Raw genomic sequence first — 26945 nt, 5'->3', positions numbered from 1 at the left:
TTAATTCACCCTCAGGAGTTTGCATGTCCAACAGCCCCCGCCGCGCGCGCCTGCCGCGTCCCACCACCCTGGCCCTGGCCTTGGCCGCCCTGTCCTGCCTGCCGGCTCACGCCCAGACGGGCACGCCTGCCAGCATGCCGGAAGTGGTGGTTTCCGCCTCCGGTTTCGAGCAGGATATCAAGCAGGCGCCCGCCTCGATCACCGTGCTGACGCGGGAAGAGCTGTCGAAGGAGCGCTTCGGCAACCTGACCCAGGCGCTGGAAAGCGTGGAAGGCATCGACGTGGGCGCGGCGGGCGACAAGACGGGCGGCATGAACATCAGCATCCGCGGCATGCCCAGCGACTACACCCTGGTGCTGATCGACGGACGCCGCCAGAACGCGGCCGGCAATGTCACGCCGAACGGCTTCGGCGGCACGCAGACGAGCTTCATGCCGCCGCTGGCCGCCATCGAACGCATCGAGATCATCCGCGGCCCCATGTCGACCCTGTACGGCTCGGACGCCATGGGCGGCGTGATCAACATCATCACGCGCAAGGTGGGCAAAGAGTGGATGGGCTCCGTCTCGGCCGACTACACCGTGCAGCAGGAATCGGACTTTGGCGACGTGAAAAGCGGCCGCTTCTACCTGAGCGGCCCCATCGCCACCGACCTGCTGGGCCTGTCCCTGCGCGGCAGCAAGCAGCGCCGCGATGCGGCCGACATCCGCTACACCGACGCGACTGGTGCGGAAAATGTGCCAAGCATGGGCGCCAATCCCGTGCGCGCGGACATAGCCAACTTCGGCGCGCGCCTGGCCTTCACGCCGAACCGCTACCATACCGTCATCCTCGACGCCGACGCGGGCCGCCAGACCTACGACAATTCGAGCGGCCAGCTGGGCACAAAGACCGTGCAGGGCGGCTACGGTCCGGAGCAAAAATACCAGCGCGACCAGTGGACGCTGTCGCACACGGGCCGCTTCGGCTTCGGCACCCTGGACAGCAGCTACATGGTGAACAAGACGGAAACCCTGGGCCGCACGATTCCGCCGGGCACGCCGGGCGCCGTGGCCGGCAGCGCGCGCACGCTGGAAGTGGAAAGCCAGGTGTTCGACACCAAATTGGTCATGCCTTTGGGCAAGCACATGGCGACCGTCGGCGCGCAATGGTGGAAAGCGGAAATGACGGATGGCGTGGCGCCAAAGAAATTCGAATTCACGCAAAAAGCCCTGTTCGTGGAAGACGAATGGCAGGTGCTGGAGAGTGTCGCGCTGACCTTCGGCGCCCGCTATGACGATCACAGCATCTTCGGCGGCCAGACCAGCCCCCGCGCGTATGCCGTGTGGAACGCGACGCCGAGCTGGACCGTCAAGGGCGGCGTCAGCAAGGGCTACAAGACGCCGCGCGTGGAACAATTATCGCCAGGCATCAACGGTTTCGGCGGCCAGGGCACGATTCCCCTCGTCGGCAGCCCGGACCTGAAGCCGGAAACGAGCACGACGACGGAAATCGGCGCCTACTTCGACAACCTGGCCGGCTGGACCGCCAGCGGCACCGTGTTCAACAACGAATTCAAGGACAAGATCACGACGGGCACGGGCCTCGTCAACTGCGATTACCGTCCGGCGCCGAACCGTCCCGGCTGCGTCAGCTTCGGCAACTGGCCCAACGTCGATGCGTTCGGCCAGTCGGTCAACGTGGATGAGGCCGTCACGCGCGGCGTCGAGCTGAATACGCGCTTCCCGCTGGGCAAGACCTTGTCGGCCAGCGCCAACTACACGTACACGGAAAGCGAACAGAAGAGCGGCAGCAACGCGGGCAAGCCCCTGAGCGACACGCCCAAGCACGCCGTCAACGCGCGCCTGAGCTGGGATATCTCGCGCGCATGGAATGGCTGGCTGCGCGCCGAGTACCGCAGCGAGCGCTTCCGCGATCCGGGCACCTCGGCCGCCACGCGCGCCGCCCAGGCCGCGCTGGGCGACTACAAGGGCTACACCATGCTGCACCTGGGCAGCAGCTACCAGCTGAACAAGCGCGTGACCCTGAACGCGGCCGTGTACAACCTGCTCAACAAGGACTTCATCGACTACCAGCCTTACCGCGCAGGCTCGGGCCCGGCGTTGACCTACGCCAACCGCTATGTCAACAGCCTGGACGGCCGCCGTCTGTGGCTGTCGGCCACCGTCGATTTCTGATGAGCTAATCCATCCGCATTATCGATGCCAACGGGCTGCCTCAGGGTAGCCCGTTTTTTATCAAGCCGCTTGCGCTTTATCAATGCAATAGCCGATCGCATGCACGGTGCGTATCAAGTTCCGTCCCAGCTTCTTGCGCAGGTGGTGGATATGCACTTGCACGGCATTGCTTTCCACTTCATCGCCCCAGCTGTACAGGTTTTTCTCCAGCTGTTCCCGGCTCAGCACGCGGCCGCCGTGTTCCAGCAGCAATTGCAGGATACGGAACTCCTTCATCGTGAGCATCACGGGCACGCCCCCTTGCGTCACCTGCCGGTCCGCGATATCGAGCACCAGGTCGCCATGCACGAGGTTTTCTCGCAGGCGGCCCGCGGCGCGGCGGCAGGCGCTGCGGATGCGCGCGGCCAGTTCGTCGAGGTCGAACGGTTTGACGATAAAGTCGTCGGCGCCCGCGTCGAGCCCGGCGATGCGCTCGCCCACCTGGTCGCGTGCCGTGACGACCAGCACGGCGCCGCTGTAGCCATTGTCGCGCAGCACGCCCAGCGCCTGCATGCCGTCCTGCCCCGGCAAGCCCAGGTCGAGCAGGATGCAGCCATAGTCGTGTAGGCGCACGGCCGTGTGCGCGTGTTCGGCGCTCGTGACCCAGTCGACGGCATAGCCGCCCTGTTCCAGGCCGATCTGCGTGGCGCGGCCCAGTTGCGGGTCGTCTTCGGTCAGCAGGATACGCATGGGGTGGGAGCCGGACGGGCCGCTCAGTCCTTTTTCTTGATCAGGCCAGCCAGCGCGGCGAACGGATTGTGCGTGGCGGGCGCCACCTCGGCCGACAGCAGGCCGGCGCCACGGTCCGCTTCCAGGTAGCGCGAGTGCTCATTGTCGTGGCAATACAGGCACAGCAGTTCCCAGTTGCTGCCATCGGGCGGATTGTTGTCGTGGTTGTGGTCGCGGTGGTGCACCGTCAGCTGCTGCACGTTGGCGCGCGTGAATTCGCGCATGCAGCGGCCGCAGACCCACGGGTACATCTTCAGCGAACGCTCGCGGTAGCCGCTCTCGCGCTGGTCGGCGGCGCGGCGCGCTTCAGCCACGATCTTGTCCAGTCTTGCCGCGTCGGGCTTTTTACTCTGCATGACAACTTTCGATATGGGAGGAAGAAGCATCCATTTTAATGAGGATGGGGGCGCAATTGTACTTTTTCTGCCACGGCGCCAGCCCGTGTCGCCGCCGGCGTGCTTTTTTTAGCGTGCGCGGCACCACAGATACTTGATTTAACGCAAAATAAGGCCAGCGACAGACGACGAACAGACGCTAGGGCGGCAGTCGGCGCGCAGGTCAGCATATTTCGGCTATGATGCGCGCCACGCCGCCCTTCCCCTTTTCCATGACCCTAGCCTGCAAGCGCCCGTGATAGCGATAACAAGACCCCTGCAACGCCTTGCCCGCCGCCTGTACCGTCTCAGCCTGGTGCCCCTGTTCGCGCTCATCCTGCTGCTGGCGCTGTGGGCGGCCGTCTACTATCAGGTGGGCCAGGAGCGGGCCAGCGCCGTGCGCGATGCCGTGGCCGTGAGCCAGTCGCTGGCGCGGACCCTGGCCGACCATACCAGTTTCACCTTGCGCCAGACGGACCACGCCACGCAATTGTTCAAGCTCAAATACGAGGAAACGGACGGCGGCCTGCGCCTGAATGAATTCACGCGCCGCCAGGGCCTGCTCGACAGCGTGCTGCCGTCGAAGCTGGCATTGCCGATCGCCCTCATCGACGCGCACGGCGACGTGATCGACAGCGCCAACGCGTATTTGCCGGAAAACCTGGCCAGCCAGGCATTTTTCAGGGCGCTGGCCGCGAATGCGTCCGACACGGCCCTGGTCGACACGCCCATGCTCGACGCGGGCGGCAAGCACTGGACCATCCGCCTGGCGCGCCGCCTGGACGATGCGCAAGGCCGCTTTGCCGGCGCCATCGTCATCCTCGTCGACCCCACGTATTTTGTCGACGACTACGACCGCCTGAACCTCGATGAACAGGGCGCGCTGATGCTGGTGGCGCGCGACAGCGGCCTGACGGCGGGGCGCATCGGCGAGCAATTGATCCTCAGCGACCGCATCGACTTCCGCATGCCGGGACCGCCGCAGCACGCCGCCGAAGAACTGCTGATCGAGCCGCCCGTCGACACCACGCCCCGCATCTACAGCTACCACGAGCTGCCGCGCTACCCGCTGCTGGCCGTGGTGGGCGTAAGCCGCGCCGTCGCCCTGACGCGCTTCGAACACCGCCGCCTGATATATGTCGGCGCGCTGCTCGCCGCCAGCGTGCTCATTGCCGGCTTTACGGCCCTGCTGATGCGCCAGAGCGCGCGCCTGCGCCGCAGCATCCGCCAGGCCACGGAAACGCAAGCCTTGCTGCGCGCGGCGCACCAGGGCAGCCTCGATGCCGTGCTGCTGCTGAAAGCCTGGCGCCCCGCGCCGGGCAAGCCGGTGGAGGACTTCACCTTTGCCGACATCAACGAGCGCGCCGCCGACATGCTGGGCAAACCGCGTTCGGAACTGCTGGGCCAGCGCGTGCTGCCGCTGATGCCGCTGCTGCGCGGCGAGCGTTTCTTCAAGCGCTTCGTGCTGGTGATGGAAACAGGCCAGCCGCTGGAAGATGAATTCGAGCTGCCGCTGGCCTCGGGCGGCACGCGCTGGCTGCGCCACCAGGTGGTGCCGATCGCCGACGGCGTGGCCGTCACCTCGCGCGACATCAGCGCGCGCAAGCACGACGAACTGGCGCTGCAGGACAACCGCAGCTTCCTGCAGTCGCTGATCGACCATTTGCCCGTGCTGGTCTACGTGAAAAGCGCGCGCCCGGAAAATTTCGGCCAGATGGAAGTGTGGAACAAGGCGGCCGAGGACATCACCGGCCACCTGGCCGCCGACGTCATCGGCAAGACCGATTGCCAGGCCTTCCCGCCCGACTTCGGCCTGCACGACGCCGAGGACGACCGCGCCATCCTGGCCGAGCGGGGCGTCATCGACCATACGGAAAAGCCGTTGCGCCTGTTCGATGGCAGCCTGCGCTACCTGCGCGCCGTCTCCGTGCCCGTGTTCGACGAGCGCCAGCAGATCGAACATATCCTGTGCATCGCCGAGGATATCTCGCAGCGCCGCCAGCAGGAACTGGAACTGCGCCAGAAACAGGCCGAACTGGCCGCCGTCAACGACGCTTCGCCGCTCGGCCTGGTGCGCCTGGACCGCCAGCGCCGCTGCACCTACGTCAACCGCACCTTCGAATCGATCACGGGCTTGCCGCGCGCGGCCGCCTTGGGCGCCGGCTGGACCAGCGCCCTGCACCCGGACGACTATCCGCTGATGCACGTGGCGCTGGAACAGCTCACGCGCAGCCATGCGCCGTTCCAGTCCACTCTGCGCTGCCTGCACCGCGACGGCAGGCTGGTCTGGGTCTCCGTCAAAATTGCCCCCATCCTCATCGACGGCCGGATCGAAGGCTACGTGGGCAGCCTGGACGACATCACCATCCTGCGCGAATCGGAAGTGGCGCTGCTGGAAAGCGAAGCGCGCCTGCGCACCATCGCCGACACCCTGCCGGCCATGATCGCCTACATCGACGCCGACCAGGTCTACCGCTTCCTGAACATCGCCTATGAGCGCGAATTCGGCCTGACGGGCCGGCAAGCGCTGGGTAAGAGCGTGCGCGACACGGTGGGCGAGGCGCGCTACCGCACGGTGGCGCCGTACATCGAAAGAGTGCTGGCGGGCGAAACCCTGAGCTTCGAGGAAGAAGACGACAAGGAAGGCATCGAGCGCTGCATGGAAGTGATCTACATCCCGCAGATCGGCGAAGACAAGCTGCAGGTGGCGGGCTTTCACGTGATGCGCCAGGATATCACCGTGCAAAAGCGCGAAAAACAGCGCCTGCTGAAACTGGCCCAGGTCGATGCATTGACGGGCTTGTCGAACCGCGCCGGCTTCCAGCAAAAACTCAGCGACGCCATGCACGCGAGCCGCCAGCATCAGCACCTGATGGCCGTCATGTACATGGATATCGACCGTTTCAAGCCCGTCAACGACACGCACGGCCACGGCACCGGCGACGCGCTGCTGCGCGCCTTCGCCCAGCGCCTGACGCAAACCATGCGCGTCACCGACATCGTCGCCCGCCTGGGCGGCGACGAATTCACCATCATCATGGAACAGATCACCCGGCCCGAGGACGCGGCCGTGCTGGCGGAAAAAATCGTCGCAGCCATGCAGCAGCCGTTCGAACTCGATGGCATCACCGTGCGCATTTCCGCCAGCATCGGCCTGGCTTTCTACCGCGACGAAGACATTTCCCCCGCCGTGCTGCTGCAGCGGGCCGACGTGCTGCTGTACCAGGCCAAGCAGGATGGGCGGAATACGTACAGAGCCGGCGCATTGACGGCTTGATGGCTGAGGGCAAGCCCAACTGAAGGCTGAGGTCAGACCCAACGGGTCTGACCCCTATCATTCCTGCTATATTGGCGCCTGTCTTCCCTACCCTTGCCCCACCATGCGCCTGCTGCACACTTCCGACTGGCATCTGGGCCAGACCCTGCACAACTATGAACGGGGCTACGAACACCAGCGCTTCCTCGACTGGCTGCTCGACACGCTTGTGGCCGAACAAGCCGACGTGCTGCTCGTCGCCGGCGACGTGTTCGACAACGCCAACCCGTCGGCCGCCTCACAAAAGCAGTTATATGTCTTCCTGCAGCAGGCGCGCGCGCGCCTGCCCGCGCTGCAGCTGGTCGTCGTCGCCGGCAACCACGATTCGGCCGGCCGGCTGGAAGCGCCCGGCCCCCTGCTGGCCGCGCACGGCACCCATGTGATCGGCCATTTACTGCGCGACGAAGATGGCCAGATCGACCTGGAACGCCTGCTGCTGCCTTTGACGGGCGCCGATGGGCAAGTGCAAGCCTGGTGCCTGGCCGTGCCTTTCCTGCGTCCCGGCGACGTGCCGAAACTGCCGGCCGGCGACACCCAGGACGCCTACCTGGGAGGCATCGCCCTACTGTACCGCCAGCTGACGGACCTGGCGCTGGCGCGCCGCCAGCCCGGGCAAGCCATCGTGGCCATGGGCCACTGCCACATGGTGGGCGGCGAAATGTCGAACGACTCGGAACGCCGCATCGTCATCGGCGGCACCGAGATGCTGCCCTCGGGGATTTTCGATGCCGCCATCGCGTATGCGGCGCTGGGCCATCTGCACAAGGCGCAGGCCGTGGGCGGCCAGGAACGCATCCGCTATTGTGGCAGTCCGATACCGCTGTCGTTTGCCGAAGTAAACTACCGCCACCAGGTGCTGTGCCTCGATATCGAAGGCGAGCAGTTACGCGAGGTGCGCACCATCACCGTGCCGCGCGCCGTGCCGCTGCTGCGCGTGCCCGCCACACCGGCGCCCATCAGCGAGGTGCTGGAACAATTGGCCGCCCTCGACGTCCTCGCCGCCGCACCGGAAGCGCAACCGTTCCTGGAAGTGCGCGTGCGCCTCGATGCGCCCGAACCGGGCCTGCGCACGCGCATCGAAACGGCGCTCGACGGCAAGCACGTGCGCCTGGCGAAGATCGAAACGTCGAGCGCCGCGCGCAGCAGCGCGCCCGAGAACATGACGCTCGACCAGCTGGGCCAGCTGCAGCCCGACGACATCTTCCGCCGCCTGTACCTGCAAAAATACGGCCGGCCCGCACCGCCCGAACAACTGTCGGCCCTGGCCGAACTGCTGCTGCCTGGCGCCTGACGTCCAGGGGCATTGCGCCAACCATCCATTCTCCCACGGTACCACTTGAAAGGCTTTATGAAGAAAATCCGTCATTTCCCACTGCTGGGCGTTTCGTTGCTCATATCGCTTGCCGGTTGCGGCCCAAGCGCCGAGTACCCGCCCCCGAGGCCGGCCGAAAAGACAGCAGCGTCGCAACTGTCGAAACCCATCATGCTCAAGGACCTGAGCACCGGCATCAAGGCGGGTAAATCGGTGGCGGATGGCTATCTGGGTAAATGGAGCTATTTCGGTAAACCGCGCGTCGTCACGACCGAGCAGCTGGCTGACGGTACCATTACCGCCATCACTGTCTTGCTGGAAGGGTCGGACCTCTACCCGCTCAAAAGCGAACTGGAAGAGAGATACAGCAAGGAGGAAGGCCATCCCGTCACTTTCAGCTGCAACCTTGCGTTCCGCCGCCTCCCCGCGCTCGACAACTTGAGAATCTCCGATGAAAACTGCATTGTGTACCATGCCGATCAGATATTGCGCATACATTCCATCTTTCCGTCTGACACGCAGATGATCAATAAATTATGGTCCGCGAGAGCCCTGTTCTACACCACCAAATTGACGCTGGTCGATGCCGGGCTTGAAGCCAGGCGCGAGGCCGCCATCAAGATGGCGTCCGATGAAAAGCGCGCGGCCGAAGAAGCCAGGGCGAAAAAAGATCTGTAAGCGCACCAGCGCGGCGACTGCACCAGCATAAAGACCAGCATGAAAATCCTCAAAATCAGCGGCAAGAACCTGGCTTCGCTGGCCGGCGAATTTGAAGTCGACTTCCAGCAGGAGCCGCTGGCGTCCGCCGGCCTGTTCGCCATCAGCGGGCCCACCGGCGCGGGCAAGAGCACCCTGCTCGACGCGCTGTGCCTGGCCCTGTACGACGCCACGCCGCGCCTGTTGAAGGTGCTGGGCCGGGGCAGCGCCCTGCCCGACGTGGGCAAGGAAACCGTCAACGCCCAGGATACGCGCACCCTGCTGCGCCGCGGCACGCCCGAAGGTTACGCGCAGGTGGACTTTGTCGGCAACGACGGCGCCAGCTACCGCGCGCGCTGGAGCGTGCGCCGCTCGCGCACGAAGGCCGAAGGGGCGCTGCAGGCGACCGCCATGAGCTTGCACCAGCTGCCAGCACTGCAACCCATCGGCGGCACCAAGACGGAAGTCAAGGAAGAGATCGAAAAGCGCATCGGCCTGTCGTTCGACCAATTTACGCGCGCCGTGCTGCTGGCGCAGAACGAGTTTTCCACGTTCCTCAAGACGGAAGACAATGAACGGGGAGAGTTGCTGGAAACTCTGACGGGCAGCAGCATCTATACCGACATTTCCATGCGCGCCTTCGAGCGGGCAAAAAAGGAAAAGCAGGTGCTCGAACGCCTGGGCGAAAAACTGGCCGACCAGCGGCCATTGTCGCCGGAAGAACGTGCTGAAACGGCCACGCTGGGTGAGGCCGCCGAAGCGGCCCTGCACACCATCGACTTGCGCAAGGCGGTGCTGGAGCTGCAGCAGCGCTGGCACCACGAGACGCACAAGCTGCAAAACCAGGTAACGGCGGCGCAAGCGGCGCTCGATGGCGCGGATGCCGAACGGGCCGCCGCCGACGAGCGCCGCACGGCGCTGGCGCAGTGGGAATTGCTGCAGCCGGCGCGTCCCCTCATCGACGACGTGGCGCGCCTGGCGAACGACATCTCAGGCACCGGCGCCGCACTGGAAGCGTCGCGCGCGCACGCGGCGCAAGCCGTGGCCAGCGAAACGCAACTGACCGCCAGCGTGCAGCTGGCGGCGGCGGCCTTGCAAGCCAGGGAAGCGGCGCAGCGCGACGCGGCGCCCCGGCTCGATCAAGCCAAGGCGCTCGATGCCGGCATTGCGGCACACTTGCCAGCGCACCGCCAGGCGCAGGATGGCGCACTGGCGGCCGACCAGGCCAACGAGACGGCGCGCGCCACCTTGCACGAGCTGCAGCAGCACCAGCACGCCATGCAGGCGGAGCAGGAAACGGGCCGCCTGTGGCTGACGTCGCACCAGCACTGGCAAGCGCTGGCCGCGTCGTGGCAATTGTCGGACCAGCTGTTCGCCCAGGCCGGCCAGGCGGCCGCGCAAGCCGATGCGGCCGACGCCAGGGCGGCCGAAGCGGCGCAGCTGGTGCGCGCGGCAGGCGCCGCGGACCAGGAGGCACAGGCCGCGTTGGCGGCTGCCGCCGCCACGCTCGCCGCGCACGATGCGCAGCGGCGCGAGGCGCAGTGCGCCGTGCAAGCCATCGATGGACAGCTGCTGCAGCAACAGCGCGGCCAGCTGGAAGACCATGCGCGCCAACTGAATGCGGCGGAAAAGACGTGGACGGAGCTGGCGCGCAAGCAGCAGGAGCTGGCGCACGGACAAGCGAGGGCGGCGCAACTGGCGCAAGCCGCGCAAACGGAAACGACGGCGCTGGCGGTGCAGGCGGCACAAACGGCGCTGCTGGAAGCGGCCCTGGCGCAAGCGGAAAAATCCTTGAAAAGGGCGGAAGCGGCATGCGCGGCCAGCGTGGAGCAATTGCGCGCCACCTTGCAGGACGAACAGCCCTGCCCCGTCTGCGGCGCACTCGATCACCCTTACAGCCACGCCGACGACGCCTTGCAGGCGATGCTGGCCAGCTTGCAGGATGAAGTCCTGGCCTGCCGCGCACAGGCGCGCGGCAATCTGGAGCAACTCGCCACGCACAGGGCGGCGCTGGCCGCGACCGCGCGGGAACAGGCGCAGACGGATGCGGAATTGGCCGTCCTGCCGCCCGCCATCGACAGCTTGAACGCGCAATGGCAGCCGCATGCGGACACCCTGCAACTGCCGCCGGCACACCAGCGCGCGGACTGGTTCGCGCAGCAGCTGGCGGCCAATACGGCAGCCCTGCAAGCGCTGGCGCAGCAGGAGGAGGCGCTGCGCCAGGCCGGCGCGCGGCGCGAGCAGGCGCAGGCGGCGCACGAACTGGCCAGCGCCGTACACGCGCGCTGCACAAGCGCCGTCGCCGAAATGCAGACGCGTCTGGCGCAATTGCAGGCACAGCAGGCGGCCAGTCTGGACAAGGCGGAAACGTCGCGCGGCGCGCTTGACGGCTTGCTGGCGCAGCTCGATGCCGCGTTTGCCGACGTGGAAGGCGCCGAAGGCTGGAAAGACAGCTGGCGCGCCGGCCCCGCCGCCTTCCGCGCGGCGCGCGAAGCGGAAAGCCGGCAATGGCTGAAACAGCAGGCGGACCAGGACCAGCGCGGCCACGCGCTAGCGACCCTGGCCGCGCAGCTGGCAGCAGCGCAGCTGGCCGCCGGCAAGGCACGGCAAGCGGCGCAGGAATCCCACGCCGCCTTTGCCGCCGCCGACAAACAGCGCACGACACTGCAAGCGGAGCGCAACGCGCTGTGGCAGGGCCAGAGCGTGGCCGAGGTGGAACGCAGCCTGGCGGCGGCCATCGCGCAGGCCAAAGACCAGCTGGCGCAGCAGCAGGCGGCAGCCCACGCGGCCAGCCAGCAGCGCGCGCGCCTCGACGAAGCGTGCGCACAGTTGTCGCAGCGCCTGGCCGCCCTGCGCGAACAGGAACACGGCGCCACCGTCGCCCTGCACGACTGGCTGCAGCAGTTCCGGCAGCGTCACTCCGGCCACGCGCCCGCCACGCTCGACGAGCTGCGCGCGCGCCTGGCCATCCCCATGGACGCCATGCGCGCCGAGCGCGATGCCCTGCAAGCGATCGCCGACCGCCACACGGTGGCCGTTTCCGTGCTGGCCGAGCGCCGGCAGCAACTGGCCGCGCACGTGCAGCAGCCGCCGGAGGCAGTGGAAATGGACGAGGCCGTGTTGCAGGCGGCGCTAGACGCGCTTGGCGCCGAACGCCAGGCGGCCAACCAGGAAGCGACGCGACTGCGCCTGGCCATCGCGCAGGACGACGCCAGGCGCCACAGCGCGCAAGCGATGCTGGCGCAAATCGAGGCGCAAGCCGTCATCGAGCGGCGCTGGGCCAGCCTGAATGAACTGATCGGCTCGGCCGACGGCAAGAAATTCCGCAACTACGCGCAGCAATTCACCCTAGAAGTGCTGCTCGGCTATGCCAACGCGCACCTGAACCACCTGGCGCGCCGCTATCAGCTCGAACGCATCGACAACCCGAACAATCCGTCGCTGGGCCTGATGGTGCGCGACCAGGACATGGGCGGCGAGCTGCGCTCCGTGCATTCGCTGTCGGGCGGCGAATCGTTCCTCGTCTCGCTGGCCCTGGCGCTGGGCCTGGCCTCGCTGTCCTCGAACCGCGTGCGCGTGGAATCGCTGTTCATCGACGAGGGCTTCGGCAGCCTGGACACGGAAACCCTGCGCGTGGCCATGGATGCGCTCGACGGCCTGCAAGCGATGGGACGCAAGGTGGGCGTCATCTCGCACGTGCAGGAAATGACGGAGCGCATCGCCACCCGTATCCTCGTGCAACCGGGGTCAGGCGGCAAGAGCGTGGTGACGGTGCGCTAACGGCGTGGCAAAGGCGTCATCGAGCTAGCGGTTCGCGTCCCAGCCTGAGCAAATCCCAGCCCAGTTCGCGGCGGATCTGCTCGGGGTCGGGCGGGGGCCGGCGCTGTTCCAGCTCCGCTTTCAACCATTTTCTCACCAGCTCCTTGGCGGGCTGTACAGGCTTTTCCTTGTCACGCTTGTCCATGGTGCTACCTCTTCAATGGCGGTCAGACGACCTCCTATATACGTTCAACGTCACGGCGCGGATTCAGTTGACGTCCGCGTGGCGCAGATGCAACAACGTGTAACGATGACCGGAGTGCGTTAAAATCGCCGCCTTCGCGTAGACGAACTCTACGCCCCGCAACAGTTCAAGGAACCCCATGAAAGCCGCCCGCAGCCTCACCTTCAAGTGCGTAAAATGTCACAAATCCATGCAGGTTTACCTGCAAAAAGTCTCCGCCTGCTCGCATATCCAGCCGTATCAGGGCATTTGCGCATGCGGCGAACTCAAGCGTCACGCCACGGGCCAGGCCGATGCCGTCAAGTCCTACCTGGAATCGGCAGACGGTAGCTGGTCGCACCACCACTAATGGTTAAAGAATGGGGCGATAGTGCCGTTAATTCGCCTATCTCCCCCATTTGAACCCACCATGTCCCAGCTCCCCGCCCTCCTTTCCGGCTCGCGCCAGCCCGCAGCCAATCCCCTGGCAGGACAGGCGCCGCAAAAAGCGGGCGCCGGCGCCACCGGCCTGGCCGCTGCGCCCCTGATGCAGCGCACGGCGCAAGACGTGGTGGCGCTGTCGAAAAATGGCCTGGACCTGTCGGCCAAGGGATTGTCGCAACGGACCGATGCGCTGGGCAACGCCACGGTCGACGTGGCGCAGGATTTTCTTTCCACCATGACGCGCCAGCTGTTCGGCGACGGCGCCAGCGTTGCCTTCGATTCCGTCGACCTGCAGGCCGGTTCCAGCTTCAGCAGCGGCAGCGCCAGCGTCTCGGGCGCAGGCGCCAGCAGCCGCGCCGCCGCCTTCAGCCTCGATGAAAACGCCCATTTCATCGGCAAGGGCAAGATCACCACGGCCGATGGCCAGACCTTCGACTTCGAAGTGGAAGTGCAATATCAATCGAACATCAGTGCGGGCGCATTTGCGCAAACGCAAGGTGAAACGCCGGAAGCCACATCATCCGATGACGCCGCCCCGCCCGCCAAAGAATTGCCCGCCACGCACTTCGGCGGCAGTCTGCACGACCTGTTCGAACTGCTGGGTCAACAATTGCAAAGCAACATTTTTAATAACAATGTCAACAGCAACGCCGATGGCGCCAGCGGCAAGGATGGCGACCTGGCGGGCAGCCTGAGCTTGCGTTTGCTCAAGCTGGTGCAGCCGGACCATGCCACCGAGACCGCCAAAGTCGACAGGCAAGCCGTGGAAACCACGCCGGAAGAGCAGGCGCGCGCCCGCGCGCTGGCACTCGCCTATGGCACGGCCCCCGCTGGCAGCACGGCCGGCGACGTATAATGGAAGACGGCCTGCGCAGGCGACCATGCCGCGCGCCCCCTTCTATCGATTGAATCCCATGTCCGACACTTCTTCACCTACCGTTCATCCGCAGATCCACTGGAGCGAAAACGGCGCCGAGCATTCGGCCCGCTGGCGCTCGGAAAGCGGCATGCCGCCGCCCAAGCGCGTCGTCATCGCCGACGACCGCACGACGGCCGACCAGGCTTACCGCCTGGCCTGCGAAGGCACGGCCATGCTGTGGCGCGGCGACTTCCAGAACGCGCGCCAGCTGCTGCAGGCGCTGGCGCGGCGCGCCGACCACAAGAACGACAAGCCGAGCAAGAAGGCCAAGGCCGCCAAACTGGCCAAGCCGGAACCATCGGCCACGGAAGCCTTCCATCTGCACCGCCAGGCCCAGTCGCAGCGCGCCCGCACCCTGGCCATGCTGCTGCTGCCTTTCGATGCCGATTACACGATCCCGCTGCGCCGCGCGCCGGACGTGAAACTGGCGTGCAATGAAGCATATGGCCGCGGCGAAGAGCCGTTCGTCGCCTCGCTGCGCGAACTGCTGGGCCTGATCGGCGCGCATGAATGGCGCCGCACGGGCGTGGAACTGCCGGCCCTGGGCCAGCGCATCCATCCGCATTACGGCGTGTTCGCGCCCATCCGCGGCGAATACGTGGGCCTGGTGGCCGACGCGCCGCTGCCCGCGCGCGCCAAGCTGGCCTTCGATATCGGCACCGGCACGGGCGTGCTGGCCGCCGTGCTGGCGCAGCGCGGCATTCAGCGCATCGTTGCCACCGACCAGGACCCGCGCGCCCTGTCCTGCGCGCGCGAAAACCTGGCCCGCCTCGACTTGATCGACAAGGTCGAGGTGGTGCAGGCCGACCTGTTCCCCGCCGGCCGCGCCCCGCTCGTCGTATGCAATCCGCCCTGGCTGCCGGCCCGCCCCAGCTCGCCGATCGAATACGCCGTCTACGACCCGGACAGCCGCATGCTGCGCGGTTTCCTCGCCGGCCTGGCCGACCACCTGGAGCCAAGCGGCGAAGGCTGGCTGATTTTGTCCGACCTGGCCGAGCACCTGGGCCTGCGCCCGCGCGCGCAATTGCTGGAATGGATAGCGCAGGCGGGCTTGAAGGTCGTCGACCGCCTGGACGTAAAACCCACGCACCCGCGCGCGCAGGATGCGACGGACAGCCTGCATGCGGCCCGCTCGCAGGAAATCACCTCGCTGTGGCGCCTGGCGGCGGCATAATCCAGGGTCTGAAACCCGGCCATTGCGCATTGCAGCAAACCCCGCTATAATTCGCCTGCGGGGTGGAGCAGTCTGGCAGCTCGTCGGGCTCATAACCCGAAGGTCACAGGTTCAAATCCTGTCCCCGCAACCAGATACCGAAAAGCCGCTGATTCTTGCAAGAGAATCAGCGGCTTTTTCCATTGCGGCGCGGTATCTCAATGGCCATCCTGCAAGCCAAATATCCTCCATTTCCATCCGCTCTTTCGCAATGCAGCAAACTCGGTTATAATTCGTCTGCGGGGTGGAGCAGTCTGGCAGCTCGTCGGGCTCATAACCCGAAGGTCACAGGTTCAAATCCTGTCCCCGCAACCAATACATAAAAACCGCTGATTCCTGCAAGGGAGTCAGCGGTTTTTTCATTCCAGGCCTGGCCCGCTCACGCGGCGACGCTGGCCCTGATCTGCCTGGCCGCCGCATGCAGGCTGGCCGCCACCCGTTCCAGCTTGTCGGCTCCCGCCGTTTCGGCCAGCGCGGCAAAGGCGCTGATATGAAACGTGGCCACCATGGCGGGCGACACTTCCAGCTCCAGCGCGGTCTTGCTCAATTCCGTCGACGCTTCAAGGTAAGGCTCGCTGCCCGCCTCGAACGCCTGCTTGGTTTCCAGCAATTCCTGGCCGCCTTCCGCCTTGGCCAGACACGCATCGACCTTTTGCTGGAAGGCCGGCAAGGTATCGCGCACGGGTCCGGCGTCCGGCGCCGCCTCCGGTTCCGGCTCCGCAGGCGCAGGAGCGGCTGCGGCCGGCTTGTCCGCCGGCGGCATGTCGCGCAAGGTCAGCCAGCGCTCGACGGCGAGGAAATCGGCAAACGGCTCCTCTACCTTCGGATTCATCAGCCAGACCTCGCCCGTGCGCCAGTCGATCCGGGCGCCGCGCTCGTTTCTCGCCAACAGAATATCCTTGCCGCCATCGGCATTCGACACCCGGCCGATGTCGAGCCAGTTCATCAGTTCCGCCTGGCGCGACATCGCGTTGACCCGGTGAAAAAAGGCCAACCATAAGAATCTGGCGACCAGGAGAACCAGGGCACCGCCAACCATCCACATCATTTTTCGCTCCGCACCACATCGACAGCCCGCATTTTCTCACATGAAAGCTTGCGCCAAGGAAACTTTTACATCTGCCGTGCGCGGGCGCAAATCCACCACCGCACACGACTGGGACGCGCAGTCGCATTTCAACAACGCCGCGTTTTCCCGATTGCCTGGCGGGCGCCGCTACGCTATCATGAGAACAATTCTCATTTAGATTAAGCCATCCCGTACGCATGCTGTCCGCCCCTTCCCCGTCGTCCGATTTCCAGTCGCTGTATGCCGAGCACCACTCCTGGCTGCTGCATTGGCTGAAGCGCCGCCTGCACGATGCGGGGCTGGCGGGCGACCTGGCGCAGGATACCTTCCTGAAGATCTTCGTTGCGCGCAGCAGTGCCGGGATCGCGCAGCCGCGCCCTTTCCTGGCCACCATCGCCAAGCGCCTGCTGGCCAACCACTGCCGCCGCGAAGCGCTGGAACGGGCCTACCTCGACGCCCTGCTGCTGCAGCCGCAAGCGTGCGCGCCGTCGCCGGAAGCGATGTCCCTCCTGCTCGAATCGCTGCAACTGGTCGACCGCGCGCTGGACCAGCTTTCCGCCAAGGCCAGGGCCGCCTTCCTGCTGGCCCACCTGGACGGCATGACCTATGCCGAGATCGCCGCCGAACTGGGCACCACCACGCATTCCGTCAAAAAATACCTGAGCAAGGCCAACCTGCTGTGCTTTTTTGCCGTGCCCGATTTTGCCGCGCCCTGACATGCGCGGCGCCACCGTCTACGCCCAGGGCCAGCCCATCGACCTGGCCGTCGCCATGCAGGCGGCCGAATGGCTGGCCACCCTGATGAGCGGCGCCGCCACGCCGGCGGAAAAAACGGCCTGGCAGCAGTGGCGCCAGGCGCATCCCGACCACGAACGCGCGTGGCAGCACATCGAAAGCGTCAGCGGCGGCTTGCGCGAACTCGATGCGCAGGCCAGCCGCAAGGCGCTGCTGCAACGTCCCACCGCGCCCCCGGTCTCGCGGCGCAGCAGCCTGCGGTTGCTGGCGTGGGCATCGACCATCGGCCTCACGGGCTGGTTCGGCGCGCGCTCGGAATACGCGCCCGACTTTGCCCGTGCCGCGCTGGCCGACCTCTCCACCGGCGTGGGCGAACGCCGCGAGCTAACCCTGCCCGACGGCACCCGTTTGCACCTGAACAGCGGCAGCGCCGTCAACATCCGCTACACGGGCACGCAGCGGCTGCTGCAACTGCTGCAGGGCGAAGTCTTCATCGCCACCGCCCGCGAAACGGGCATGCCCTACCGCCCCTTCCTCGTCGAAACGGCGCATGGCCGCGCGCAGGCGCTGGGCACGCGCTACTCGGTGCGCCAGGCGGGCGGCAGCACCGAGGTCGCCGTCGAAGAAGGCGCCGTCCGGCTGATGCCGCGCCAGGGCGACGGCAATCTGCTCCTCCGTGCGGGCCAGGGCGGCGGCATGACGGCGCAGCAGGTCTTGCCGGCGCACGCCGTTTCGCCCGACATCTGGGCCTGGCGCCGGGGCTTGCTGCTGGCCGACGCCATGCCGCTGCGCGACTTCCTGCATGAATTGAGCCGCTACCGCCACGGTTTGCTGGGCTGCGACGACGCCGTCGCCGGCCTGCGCATTTCCGGCGTCTTCCCGCTGGCCGACCTGGATGCCGTGCTGCTGTCGCTGCCCGACTCCCTGCCGGTGGACGTGCGCCTGCGCACGCGCTACTGGGTGCAGGTGGAAGCGCGCCAACGGCGCTGAGCATTTATTTTGAGGCCGACGCAAAAAAAGGTACCCGCTTTCGCTTCTCGCGTGACCTGTGTAGGCAACGTCCTTTTTGACGACTACACCACAAGGTAACCATGTCTCTTGCCATTCACTCCAAGCCGCGCATCAAGCGCATGGCGCATGCCATTCAACTCGTCTTCATCGGTTCGGCCCTGCTGCTGAACGCCCAGGCGCCAGCCCTGGCGCAGGAAAGCGCGGCAGCGCCAGCGGCCAGCCTCGACTTCCAGGTGCCGGCCGGCGACCTGGCGGCGGCGCTGCGCCAGGTCGCCAGCCAGTCGCGGGTCATCCTCAGCTTCACGCCGGAGCAGACGCGCGGCAAGACGTCGGCCGGCTTGAGCGGCCGCCACGACGTGCTGGCCGCCCTGAACGGCGTGCTGCGCGGCACGGGCCTGAAGGCCGAGCGCAGCGCCAACGGCAGCTATGTGCTGCGCCCGGCCGATGCCGCGGCGGGCGGCGAAGCGCTGTCGATGATGCCGGAAGTGTCGGTCAAGGCGCAGCAGGATGCCACCGAAGGCTCGGGCGCGTATGTCTCCACCCTGCCGATCGCCACGGCCACGCCACTGGGCCTGTCGATCCGGGAAACGCCGCAGTCGGTCAGCGTCATCACGCAGCAGCGCATGCAGGACCAGGGCTTGAGCACCATCGCGCAAGTGATGGCGCAAACGCCGGGCATCACGCTGTATTCGCTGGGCAGCGAACGCACGGGCTTTACTTCGCGCGGCTATTCGATCAGCAATTACCAGCTCGATGGCGTCAGCACGCACTCGGAAACCATGGGCCTCAATGCGATACCGTCGCAAAGCCTGGCCGACATGGCGCTGTACGACCGCATCGAAGTGCTGCGCGGCGCCTCGGGCCTGATGACGGGCGCGGGCGATGCCTCGGGCGCCATCAACATGGTGCGCAAGAAGCCGACGGCGCAATTCCAGGCGTCCGTCGAAGGCGAGCTGGGTTCCCACGATGAGCGGCGCGCCATGGCCGACGTTGCCGGCCCGCTCAACGACGCGGGCACGGTGCGCGGCCGCCTGGTGACGGTGTACGAGGAAGGCGACAGCATCGTCGACGGCTACAGCCGCGACAAGAAAGTGGTCTACGGCGTGCTCGAGGCGGACCTGTCCGCCGACACGAAACTGACGGCCGGCGTCACGCACCAGCGCAAGCGCTCGAACGGATCCCTGTCCTACCTGGGCTTTCCCCTGTTCTACAGCAATGGCAACATGACGAACCTGCCCCGCTCCTTCAGCCCGGCAGCCACGTCGAATCGCTTCGACACCAATTCGACCGACGTCTTCGCCACTGTGGAACACGCGCTGGCGAACGACTGGAAGCTGAAAATCTCGGCCAACCGCGTGCAGTCGTCGCAGGAAGAGCGCTCCGTCTACCTGAACGTCAGCGGCGGCTTGCCCAACCAGGCCACGGGCGATGGCCTGCGCCTGAACGCCGACTACCGCGACTACCAGCTCCAGGTCAACAGCGTGGACGTCAACGTGCGCGGCCCCTTCGGCGCATTCGGCCGCCAGCACGAACTGGTGCTGGGCATGGACTACAGCGAATTTCAAAGCACGACGGATGCACGTTTCGACAATGGCATCGAGCGCACGCCTGTCAACCTGTACCGCTGGAATCGCACGGCGACGCCCGTGTTTGGCGGCACCTATGGCACCAACGACAGCACGCGCCGCCAGGCCAGCGTGTATGCCGCCACGCGCCTCCATCTCTCCGAGCGCCTGAAATTGATCGCCGGGGCAAAAGTGCTGCGCTACGACGAAAATTACATCTCGGACACGCCTGCCGAGTCCTATTACAACGCGGCGCCAGCCTCGGAAAGCCGCGTCGTCACGCCGTATGGCGGCCTGGTGTTCGACATCGACGGCACGCACAGCGCCTACGCCAGTTATTCCACCATCTATCAGCCGCAAGCATCGCAAGACCGCTACGGCAAGCTGCTGGCACCGCGCGAAGGCAAGACCCTGGAAGCAGGCGTCAAGAGCGGCTGGTTCGATGGCCGCCTGAACACGGCCGCCGCGCTGTACCAGATTCGCCAGAACAATCTGGCCGAGTCGGATCCAGGTTACTACGTGCCTGGCACAAAGATTTCCGCCAACCGCGCCATCAAGGGTGCCAAAACCCAGGGCGTGGACCTGGAAGCGACGGGCGCACTGACGCCGGACTGGAACATCTCGGCATCGTGGTCGTACAGCCAGACGGAAGACAATGCGGGCAAGGCCATCCTGACCACCTTCCCGCGCCACCTGGTGAAACTGTGGACCACTTACCGCCTGCCCGGCGAATTCAAGCGCCTGACTGTGGGCGGCGGCATGAACTGGCAAAGCCGCGTGTATTCCGACATCGATGCGTGGCAGGTCAACCGCACCCTGCACTGGGAACAGAAGGCGTACTCGGTGGCCAGCCTGATGGCGCGCTACGACGTCAGCGACAAGCTGTCGGCCACCGTCAACGTGGCCAACCTGTTCGACAAGCAGTACACGGCTTCCGTGTCGGACTGGTGGTTGTCGGGCATGCATGGCCCGGCGCGCAAGGTGGCGTTGACCGTGCGCTATCAGTTCTAAAGCCAGGGCAAGGGCCGGGCTGAATATTTCACATTGCCGCGGGGCCGGTGATACAATTTTCCCGCTTCACGGGCGTTGCCGGCCATTGCCGCCAACGCCCGTGCCCATAGAGACACCCAAGGAGAATGTGTGAAGGACCTCGCCCCCGCCCTGCCAGCCGATCCGGCCGATCAACCCGCCAATCCCGCGCGCCGGCGCATTTTCCAGGCCGCTTCCGCAGTCGGCCTGGCCGCCAGCCTGCCGGCGCTGGCCGACGCCGCGCCAACAAAAAAAACCATCGCCAAGGGCTCGCTCGACGCGAAACTCAAGGCGCACGTCAAGAACGTGGTCGTGATCTACCTGGAAAACCGCAGCTTCAACAACCTGTTTGCCAATTTCCCCGGCACCAGCGCGCCCCTGTCCGCCGTCACGGCGGAACAGGCGCAGCAACTGGACCGCGACGGCAAGCCGCTGGCCACCCTGCCGAAGATCTGGGGCGGCCTGGTGCCGAACCAGCAGAATATCGGCGGCATCGATTACCTGATCAAGGAAGACCAGATTTCCGGCCTGCCGAACGCGCCCTACAAATTGAGCGACGCGGCCGGCAAGCCCCTGCCCGAGAGCATCATCACGCGCGACCTCGTGCACCGCTTCTATAACAACCAGATGCAGATCAACGGCGGCAAGAACGACGGCTTTGCCGCGTGGGCCGACAGCGGCGGCCTGGTGATGGGCCACTACGGCGAAACGTCGAAAAACCTGAACCTGTGGCAGATCGCCGAACAGTACACCTTGTGCGACAACTTCTTCATGGCGGCCTTCGGCGGCTCCTACATGAATCACCAGTTCCTCGTCACGGGCCGCGCCAACGAATATTTCAATGCTTCCGAGACGGCGGCGAAAAAAAAGATCGCCGTGCTGTCAGACGGCCCGCAAGGCGTGCGCCTGGCCATCTCGCCCGACTGCCCCGCCTCCGCGCTGGACGGCAAGCCGAAATACGTGAACGACGGCGCCCTCACGCCGGACGGCTATGCCGTCAACACCATGGCGCCGCCATATCAACCGAGCTACATCCGCCCGGCCTTCGACGGCGACCCGCTGCACGCCGACCCGGCCGACGCGAATACCCTGCCGCCGCAAACCTACGACACCATCGGCGACCTGCTGTCGCGCAAGGGCGTCAGCTGGGCGTGGTATGGCGGCGGCTGGCAAGCTGCGCTCGACCACAAGGGCGGCGGCAGCAAGCCTAACTTCCAGTTCCACCACCAGCCGCTGAACTACTTCAAGCAGTTCGCCCCTGGCACCGCGGCGCGCGCCGAACACCTGCGCGACGGCGGCACGGGCGACAGCCCGATTTCGAACAAATTCCTGGCCGCGGCCGTAGCGGGCAAGCTGCCGGCCGTGACCTTCTACAAGCCGCAGGGCAATCTGAACCTGCATGCCGGTTATTCGGACATCGAGTCGGGCGACCAGCACGTGGCCAACGTCATCCAGCATCTGAAGGAATCGCCGCAGTGGAAAGACATGATCGTGGTGATCACATTCGATGAGAACGGCGGCTGGTGGGATCACGTGGCGCCGCCGAAGGGCGACCGCTGGGGCCCGGGCACGCGCATTCCCGCCATCGTCGTCTCGCCGTACGCGAAGAAAGGCGCCGTCGACCACAGTTTTTATGACACGACGTCGATCCTGCGCCTGATCACGCGCCTGCACGACTTGCCGCTGCTCGAAGGCCTGAAAGTGCGCAACGACGCGTTCGCGTCACGCGGCGCGCTGCCGCCGGGCGACCTGACGGGGGCCCTGAGCTTCCGTTAAGGCCATAGCATCGGTGTCACGGGCGTCCCACAGCCAGGGCCGCCTGTGATACACTGCGTGCCGCACTTAAATCCGCAGGACAAGTTTTCCTGCAGGTTATCCCAACAATGAGCCCGACTCCAGTAGCCGGGCTTTTGTTTTGTGGATGAAGTTAAAGCGTATTCACATGGCGGACAGCTTTTTGCCCGCTCCCCGGCGCCATTTTTCGCGGCCGGGGACCAGAGGTTCAGAAATGAGAGATAAAAAAGACAACGCCACCATCGACTTGCCCGGCTTCGGCCCGCCGCCAGCGCCCGAGGCGCCAGAGCCGGCGCCGGAACCGCAGCGCCGCGCGCGCGCGCGCAAGGTGGCCTTGAAGCAGGTGCAGCTCGAACTGCTGGAGCCGACCGATGCCACGGGCCTGCCCGTGTGGACGCGCGACGCCGGCCTCGATCTGACCGGCTTGCCCATCTGGGCGCCCGACAATTAACACCCCATGCCGGCGGCCGTTTGCCGCCGGCTTCCACACCACCATCCGCACAAGGGCGTAAGCCTGTAGACTGTGCCCATCCACCCGCTTTTTACCGGCTCCGCCCCCTATGAACACCACTTCCGCCACCACTTCTTTTTCCAGCCTGCCGCTGACGCCCGCCTTTTTGGCCAACCTGGACTCGCTCGGCTACCACGAGATGACCACCATCCAGGCGCAAAGCCTGCCGGCGGTGCTCGATGGCCGCGACCTGATCGCCCAGGCGAAAACGGGCAGCGGCAAGACGGCCGCCTTCGGCATCGGCATCCTGCACAAGCTCAATCCGGCCTGGTTTGCAGTGCAAGGCCTGGTGCTGTGCCCGACGCGCGAACTGGCCGACCAGGTGGCCAATGAATTGCGCCGCCTGGCGCGCGCGGCCGGCAACATCAAGATCCTGACCCTGACGGGCGGCGCGCCGATGCGCCCGCAAATCGCCTCGCTGGAACACGGCGCCCACATCGTCGTCGGCACGCCGGGCCGCCTGCGCGACCACCTGGGCCGCGGCACCATCAACCTGAATCACGTGCAAACGCTGGTGCTCGATGAAGCGGACCGCATGACGGACATGGGCTTTTACGAGGAAATCGCCGGCATCGTCAGCGCCTGCCCGGCGCGCCGCCAGACCTTGCTGTTCTCGGCCACGTATCCGGAAGACATCCGCCGCGCCACGGCGTCGTTCCTCGTCAATCCGCTGGAAGTGACGGTCGAAGCGCAGCATGACAACGACAAGATCGAGCAGCGCTTCTATGAAATCGGCTTCGACGAGCGCAATGGCGCCGTCGGCAAGCTGTTGAAGCACTTCAAGCCGGAATCGACCCTGGCCTTCTGCAACACCAAGGTGCATTGCCGCGAACTGGCCGAAGAACTGCGCCAGCAAGGCTTTTCCGCGCTGGCCCTGTACGGCGAGCTGGAACAGCGCGAACGCGATGAAATCCTCGTGCTGTTCGCCAACCGCAGCTGCTCCGTGCTGGTGGCCACCGACGTCGCCGCGCGCGGCCTCGATATTTCCGACCTGGGCGCCGTGATCAACGTCGACGTGTCGAAGGACACGGAAGTGCACATCCACCGCATCGGCCGCACGGGCCGCGGCAGCAAGAAGGGCCTGGCCCTGTCGCTGTGCGCGCCGAACGAGAAAAAATGGGTCAAGCTGATCGAGCAATACCAGAACAGCGCCGCCGAATGGCACGACCTGAAGGAGCTGGCCGAGGATGACGGGATGGAGGCGCTGCCGGCGCCGATGGTCACCCTGTGCATCATGGGCGGCAAGAAGGACAAGCTGCGCCCGGGCGACTTGCTGGGCGCGCTGACGGGCGACGCGGGCCTGACCAAGGAACAAGTAGGCAAGATCAACGTGTTCGAATTCATGACCTACGTGGCGCTCGACCGCAAGGTGGCCGAAGCGGCCTTCAAGCGCCTCAACGCCGGTAACTCCCTGGGCCGCGACTTCGGCAACATCAAGGGCCGCAGCTTCAAGATGCGCTTTATCGAGGCGTAAGCTGCTGCACTGCACGCAGGGCCGCCATGGTCCTGCATCCCGGGTAGTCTTCCCTCACGGGATACTGCCCGCGGTAGTAGCAGCTCCAGTAACTGATGCTGCGCCGCTCCAGCGTGTCCACATACGCTGGGTTCTCCCGCAGATAGCGCGCCAGCGCTTCCGTATTCCAGGCCAGCAGCGCCGCGCCAATCACCTCGACAATCTCCAGCACGTACTCGCCGCACAGGTGCACGACGAACGGCACCGTCCACGCCCGCTCCTGCAGCAACAGCTGTTTTACACACGCTTCGCGCAAATGGCCGTCATGGTGGCGCGTGCCCAGGCACAGGGCGAGCACGCCCGCGTCGCCGGGCAGGCGCGTACAGGCCAGCAGCTGCTTTCGGTGGTAATAGGTGCGCACGGGGATGCGCAGCAGCCGGCCATCCTGATGCACGTCAAACGGTGCCGATGGCGCGTGCAGCTGGCCTTGGGCCAGCGCAGGCAGCAGCTGCACCACGGTGTCGGTCAATGTTGCGGGAAAGGCTTGCGCTTCAACCATCGCGCCCCTCCCGGCAAACCTTGCGCACGCCCAGCGCAGGCTGATCCCTCTTTTCAAAGATCACATTCGAATACCACTCGGCGGGATCGCCTGCGGTGGGCTTGCCCAGCGAGATATAAAAGCCGCCATGCGTGAACAGGGCCGTGGTTTCCTTGCCCGGCGCGCTCCCCTGCAGGAAGGTGGGCCAGGCCGCCTTGTCGACTTGATTAAAACGCGCGGCCAGCAGCGCCAGCAAGCGCGCATGCGTGGCCGGCGCGTATGGGAACAGGTACAGGTATTCGACCAGCTCACCGCCATCGGCCAGGCGCGTGACAGCGGCCGTCGCCGCCTCGATCTCGCCGCCAAAACTGCATAAGGTGCCGCCGCTGTAGGCGAAGTCGATGACGGTCGCCGGCGCGCACGCCTGCCGTTCGCGGTCGATGCCGATGGGCGGCAGCGCACGCACTTGCGCCAGCAGCGCCTCGCCTGACGTGGCCAGTGCGGGAAAGCCCGGACACTCGCTGGCCGCCTGCGCGGCAGAAAAGACCAGGCAACAACTCAATAGCAGCACACGACGCTTCACGGCATCTCCAGTTTCATCAGACGGCCATTATGCAGGACATCTTCACAAAGGCCGCGCCTGTTGCCCTTGCGGCGTATCGTCGATGTCGAAGCCCGCCGCACGCGCCAGTGCGCGCAAGCGGTCCGCCTCGACCCACTGGCGCTGCGCGCGGGCGACGCTCCGCTGCGCCATCCACGCCTGCACCTGCTGCGGCACTTCCAGCTGCGCCGGCTGCCAGGCCAGCAGATCGAGTCCCAGCGCCGTATCGAAACGGGCCATGGTGGCCTTTTTCACGGCGTCCGGCAGCGCACTTTTCAGCAGATCCCAGGCCATGGCCAGCGCGCGCGGATAATTCAGGTCATCGTTGACGCAGGCAGTAAACCGCGCCAGCCATGCGGGATCGGCCTCGCCGTCCTCCTCCCCCAGGCCGTACACGGCCACGCGCAGGCGCGCCAGGCCGCTGCTGGCGGCGCGCAGGGCTTCATCCGTGAAATTGAGGCTGCTGCGGTAATGGGCGCCCAGGCACAGGTAGCGGTAGGCCAGCGGATCGACGCCCCGCTCCACCAGGCTTTGCAAGCGCAAGAAGTCGCCCGAGGATTTCGACATCTTCGCCTCCTGCGTCTTGAGGAAGGCGCCATGCAGCCAGAAGTTGGCCAGGCGCGTGCCGTGGCGCGCCTGCGTTTGCGCGATCTCATTGCTATGGTGGACGGCCACGTGGTCTTCGCCGCCGCAGTGGATGTCGAAATAGGTTCCCAGGTGCTTTTCCGCCATGGCCGAGCATTCGATATGCCAGCCGGGAAAACCCAGGCCCCACGGGCTGTCCCACTCCATCTGCCGCTGTCCCGGCACGCCGCTGAACTTCCACAGCGCGAAGTCGCAGATATCGCGCTTCTCGCCCAGCTCCACCCGCTTGCCCGCTTGCAGGCCGTCGCGCTTCAGGCGCGCCAGTTTTCCATAATCGTCCTGGCGCGTCGTGTCGAAGTAAATGCCGTCGTCCGTGCGGTAGGTGTAGCCCTTCGCTTCCAGGTCGCCGATGAAGGCGATCTGCTCCGCGATATGGTCGGTGGCGCGGCACCAGACGGTGGGCGGCAGGATATTCAACTGGCGCAAATCGTCCTCAAACGCGCACGTGAATGCGGCGGCGATATCCCAGGCCGACTCGCCGCTGCGCCGGCTGCGCGCTTCGATCTTGTCGTCGCCGCTGTCCGCATCCGACGTCAAATGGCCCACGTCCGTGATGTTCATCACGTGGCGCACTTGCAAGCCGTTGAACGCGAGCGCGCGGCGCAAGCCGTCGACGAACAGATAGGTGCGCAGGTTGCCGATATGCGCGTAATCGTAGACGGTGGGGCCGCAGGCGTACAGGCCCGCCTGGCCAGGGGCGATGGGTTCAAACGGCCGCAGGCTGCGGCTATACGTATCGTACAAATGAAGTGTCATGCGGGACTTTTATGCGCGTTGCGGAAAAAGAAAATGG

The 26945-nt window shown here is 65.8% G+C and carries 21 protein-coding genes and 2 tRNA genes; 16 read left to right on the top strand and 7 right to left on the bottom strand.

The window, feature by feature from the left end; all coding sequences use genetic code 11:
* Positions 1 to 23: 23 nt before the first annotated feature.
* Positions 24 to 2177: a TonB-dependent receptor gene (locus BZG29_RS10650; RefSeq protein WP_077402115.1), complete on the top strand. Its 2154-nt coding sequence runs from the start codon at positions 24 to 26 to the stop codon at positions 2175 to 2177.
* 60 nt (positions 2178 to 2237) lie between these two features.
* On the opposite strand, the gene BZG29_RS10645 is transcribed toward BZG29_RS10650, so the two are convergent.
* Positions 2238 to 2906, bottom strand: coding sequence for a response regulator (locus tag BZG29_RS10645; protein WP_077402112.1), 669 nt, complete (start codon positions 2904 to 2906; stop codon positions 2238 to 2240).
* Positions 2907 to 2929: 23 nt separating this feature from the next.
* On the bottom strand, positions 2930 to 3301 hold the full coding sequence (locus tag BZG29_RS10640; protein WP_034755042.1) for a YajD family HNH nuclease: 372 nt from the start codon (positions 3299 to 3301) through the stop codon (positions 2930 to 2932).
* 274 nt (positions 3302 to 3575) lie between these two features.
* Between BZG29_RS10640 and BZG29_RS10635 the strand changes: the two genes are divergently transcribed.
* The 4 genes from BZG29_RS10635 (at position 3576) to BZG29_RS10620 (ending at position 12423) form a co-directional block, all read left to right on the top strand.
* Entirely contained in the window at positions 3576 to 6596 is a 3021-nt protein-coding gene (locus BZG29_RS10635) for a PAS domain-containing protein (RefSeq protein ID WP_253192849.1), read from the top strand.
* A gap of 103 nt (positions 6597 to 6699) precedes the next feature.
* On the top strand, positions 6700 to 7926 hold the full coding sequence (locus tag BZG29_RS10630; RefSeq protein ID WP_077402105.1) for an exonuclease SbcCD subunit D C-terminal domain-containing protein: 1227 nt from the start codon (positions 6700 to 6702) through the stop codon (positions 7924 to 7926).
* A gap of 57 nt (positions 7927 to 7983) precedes the next feature.
* Positions 7984 to 8625: a hypothetical protein gene (locus tag BZG29_RS10625; RefSeq protein WP_077402103.1), complete on the top strand. Its 642-nt coding sequence runs from the start codon at positions 7984 to 7986 to the stop codon at positions 8623 to 8625.
* Between the two features lie 39 nt (positions 8626 to 8664).
* Positions 8665 to 12423: an AAA family ATPase gene (locus BZG29_RS10620; RefSeq protein ID WP_077402100.1), complete on the top strand. Its 3759-nt coding sequence runs from the start codon at positions 8665 to 8667 to the stop codon at positions 12421 to 12423.
* 16 nt (positions 12424 to 12439) lie between these two features.
* Here the strand turns inward: BZG29_RS10620 and BZG29_RS28100 are convergent, their stop codons facing one another.
* The gene (locus tag BZG29_RS28100; protein ID WP_171984974.1) at positions 12440 to 12607 is read right to left on the bottom strand and encodes a hypothetical protein; all 168 of its coding nucleotides are present in this window, start codon (positions 12605 to 12607) and stop codon (positions 12440 to 12442) included.
* A 178-nt stretch (positions 12608 to 12785) separates the two neighbouring features.
* On the opposite strand from BZG29_RS28100, the gene BZG29_RS10615 reads away from it, so the two are divergent.
* The 5 genes from BZG29_RS10615 to BZG29_RS10595 all read left to right on the top strand — a co-directional run bounded on the left by BZG29_RS10615 (position 12786) and on the right by BZG29_RS10595 (position 15516).
* A complete protein-coding gene (locus BZG29_RS10615; protein WP_034755039.1) occupies positions 12786 to 12995 on the top strand; it encodes a hypothetical protein in 210 nt (69 codons plus the stop codon).
* Positions 12996 to 13055: 60 nt separating this feature from the next.
* Positions 13056 to 13925, top strand: a complete 870-nt coding sequence (locus tag BZG29_RS10610; protein ID WP_077402097.1) for a hypothetical protein — start codon at positions 13056 to 13058, stop codon at positions 13923 to 13925.
* A 58-nt stretch (positions 13926 to 13983) separates the two neighbouring features.
* Positions 13984 to 15162 (top strand): class I SAM-dependent methyltransferase, encoded by a 1179-nt coding sequence (locus BZG29_RS10605; protein WP_077402094.1) that lies wholly within the window; start codon positions 13984 to 13986, stop codon positions 15160 to 15162.
* Positions 15163 to 15218: 56 nt separating this feature from the next.
* Positions 15219 to 15295 (top strand) — tRNA-Met (locus tag BZG29_RS10600).
* A gap of 144 nt (positions 15296 to 15439) precedes the next feature.
* Positions 15440 to 15516: transfer RNA gene (locus BZG29_RS10595), tRNA-Met, on the top strand.
* Positions 15517 to 15580: 64 nt separating this feature from the next.
* Here BZG29_RS10595 and BZG29_RS10590 read toward each other — a convergent pair.
* Positions 15581 to 16195, bottom strand: a complete 615-nt coding sequence (locus tag BZG29_RS10590; RefSeq protein WP_171984973.1) for a hypothetical protein — start codon at positions 16193 to 16195, stop codon at positions 15581 to 15583.
* 272 nt (positions 16196 to 16467) lie between these two features.
* On the opposite strand from BZG29_RS10590, the gene BZG29_RS10585 reads away from it, so the two are divergent.
* The 6 genes from BZG29_RS10585 (at position 16468) to dbpA (ending at position 24389) form a co-directional block, all read left to right on the top strand.
* Complete coding sequence (locus BZG29_RS10585; protein WP_077402088.1) at positions 16468 to 16986, top strand: sigma-70 family RNA polymerase sigma factor; 519 nt, start codon at positions 16468 to 16470, stop codon at positions 16984 to 16986.
* 1 nt (position 16987) lies between these two features.
* Positions 16988 to 17995: a FecR domain-containing protein gene (locus tag BZG29_RS10580; RefSeq protein ID WP_150130858.1), complete on the top strand. Its 1008-nt coding sequence runs from the start codon at positions 16988 to 16990 to the stop codon at positions 17993 to 17995.
* 101 nt (positions 17996 to 18096) lie between these two features.
* Positions 18097 to 20592, top strand: a complete 2496-nt coding sequence (locus BZG29_RS10575) for a TonB-dependent receptor (RefSeq protein ID WP_077402082.1) — start codon at positions 18097 to 18099, stop codon at positions 20590 to 20592.
* A 129-nt stretch (positions 20593 to 20721) separates the two neighbouring features.
* Positions 20722 to 22386 carry an acid phosphatase gene (locus tag BZG29_RS10570; protein ID WP_077402079.1) on the top strand — a complete coding sequence of 555 codons (1665 nt, stop codon included), beginning with the start codon at positions 20722 to 20724 and terminating at the stop codon, positions 22384 to 22386.
* Positions 22387 to 22618: 232 nt separating this feature from the next.
* Positions 22619 to 22855 (top strand): hypothetical protein, encoded by a 237-nt coding sequence (locus tag BZG29_RS10565; protein WP_077402076.1) that lies wholly within the window; start codon positions 22619 to 22621, stop codon positions 22853 to 22855.
* A gap of 109 nt (positions 22856 to 22964) precedes the next feature.
* On the top strand, positions 22965 to 24389 hold the full coding sequence (gene dbpA, locus BZG29_RS10560) for an ATP-dependent RNA helicase DbpA (protein ID WP_077402073.1): 1425 nt from the start codon (positions 22965 to 22967) through the stop codon (positions 24387 to 24389).
* On the opposite strand, the gene BZG29_RS10555 is transcribed toward dbpA, so the two are convergent.
* Genes BZG29_RS10555 through cysS form a run of 3 tightly spaced genes read right to left on the bottom strand, consistent with a single transcriptional unit; the run spans position 24376 to position 26908 of the window.
* Positions 24376 to 24927, bottom strand: a complete 552-nt coding sequence (locus BZG29_RS10555) for a hypothetical protein (RefSeq protein WP_150130857.1) — start codon at positions 24925 to 24927, stop codon at positions 24376 to 24378. The two genes, dbpA and BZG29_RS10555, sit on opposite strands and share 14 nt — an antisense overlap.
* Positions 24920 to 25489: a hypothetical protein gene (locus BZG29_RS10550; protein WP_150130856.1), complete on the bottom strand. Its 570-nt coding sequence runs from the start codon at positions 25487 to 25489 to the stop codon at positions 24920 to 24922. The genes BZG29_RS10555 and BZG29_RS10550 overlap by 8 nt, the downstream gene beginning before the upstream one ends.
* A gap of 42 nt (positions 25490 to 25531) precedes the next feature.
* The gene (gene cysS, locus BZG29_RS10545; protein ID WP_077402063.1) at positions 25532 to 26908 is read right to left on the bottom strand and encodes a cysteine--tRNA ligase; all 1377 of its coding nucleotides are present in this window, start codon (positions 26906 to 26908) and stop codon (positions 25532 to 25534) included.
* Between the last annotated feature and the right edge of the window lie 37 nt (positions 26909 to 26945).

Origin of the sequence: Janthinobacterium sp. LM6 (assembly GCF_002002885.1) — a bacterium.
In the GTDB taxonomy this organism is placed as follows: domain Bacteria; phylum Pseudomonadota; class Gammaproteobacteria; order Burkholderiales; family Burkholderiaceae_D; genus Janthinobacterium; species Janthinobacterium kumbetense.
Note: the sequence above shows the minus strand (reverse complement) of the source record. Positions and strands in the feature narration are given on the sequence as shown.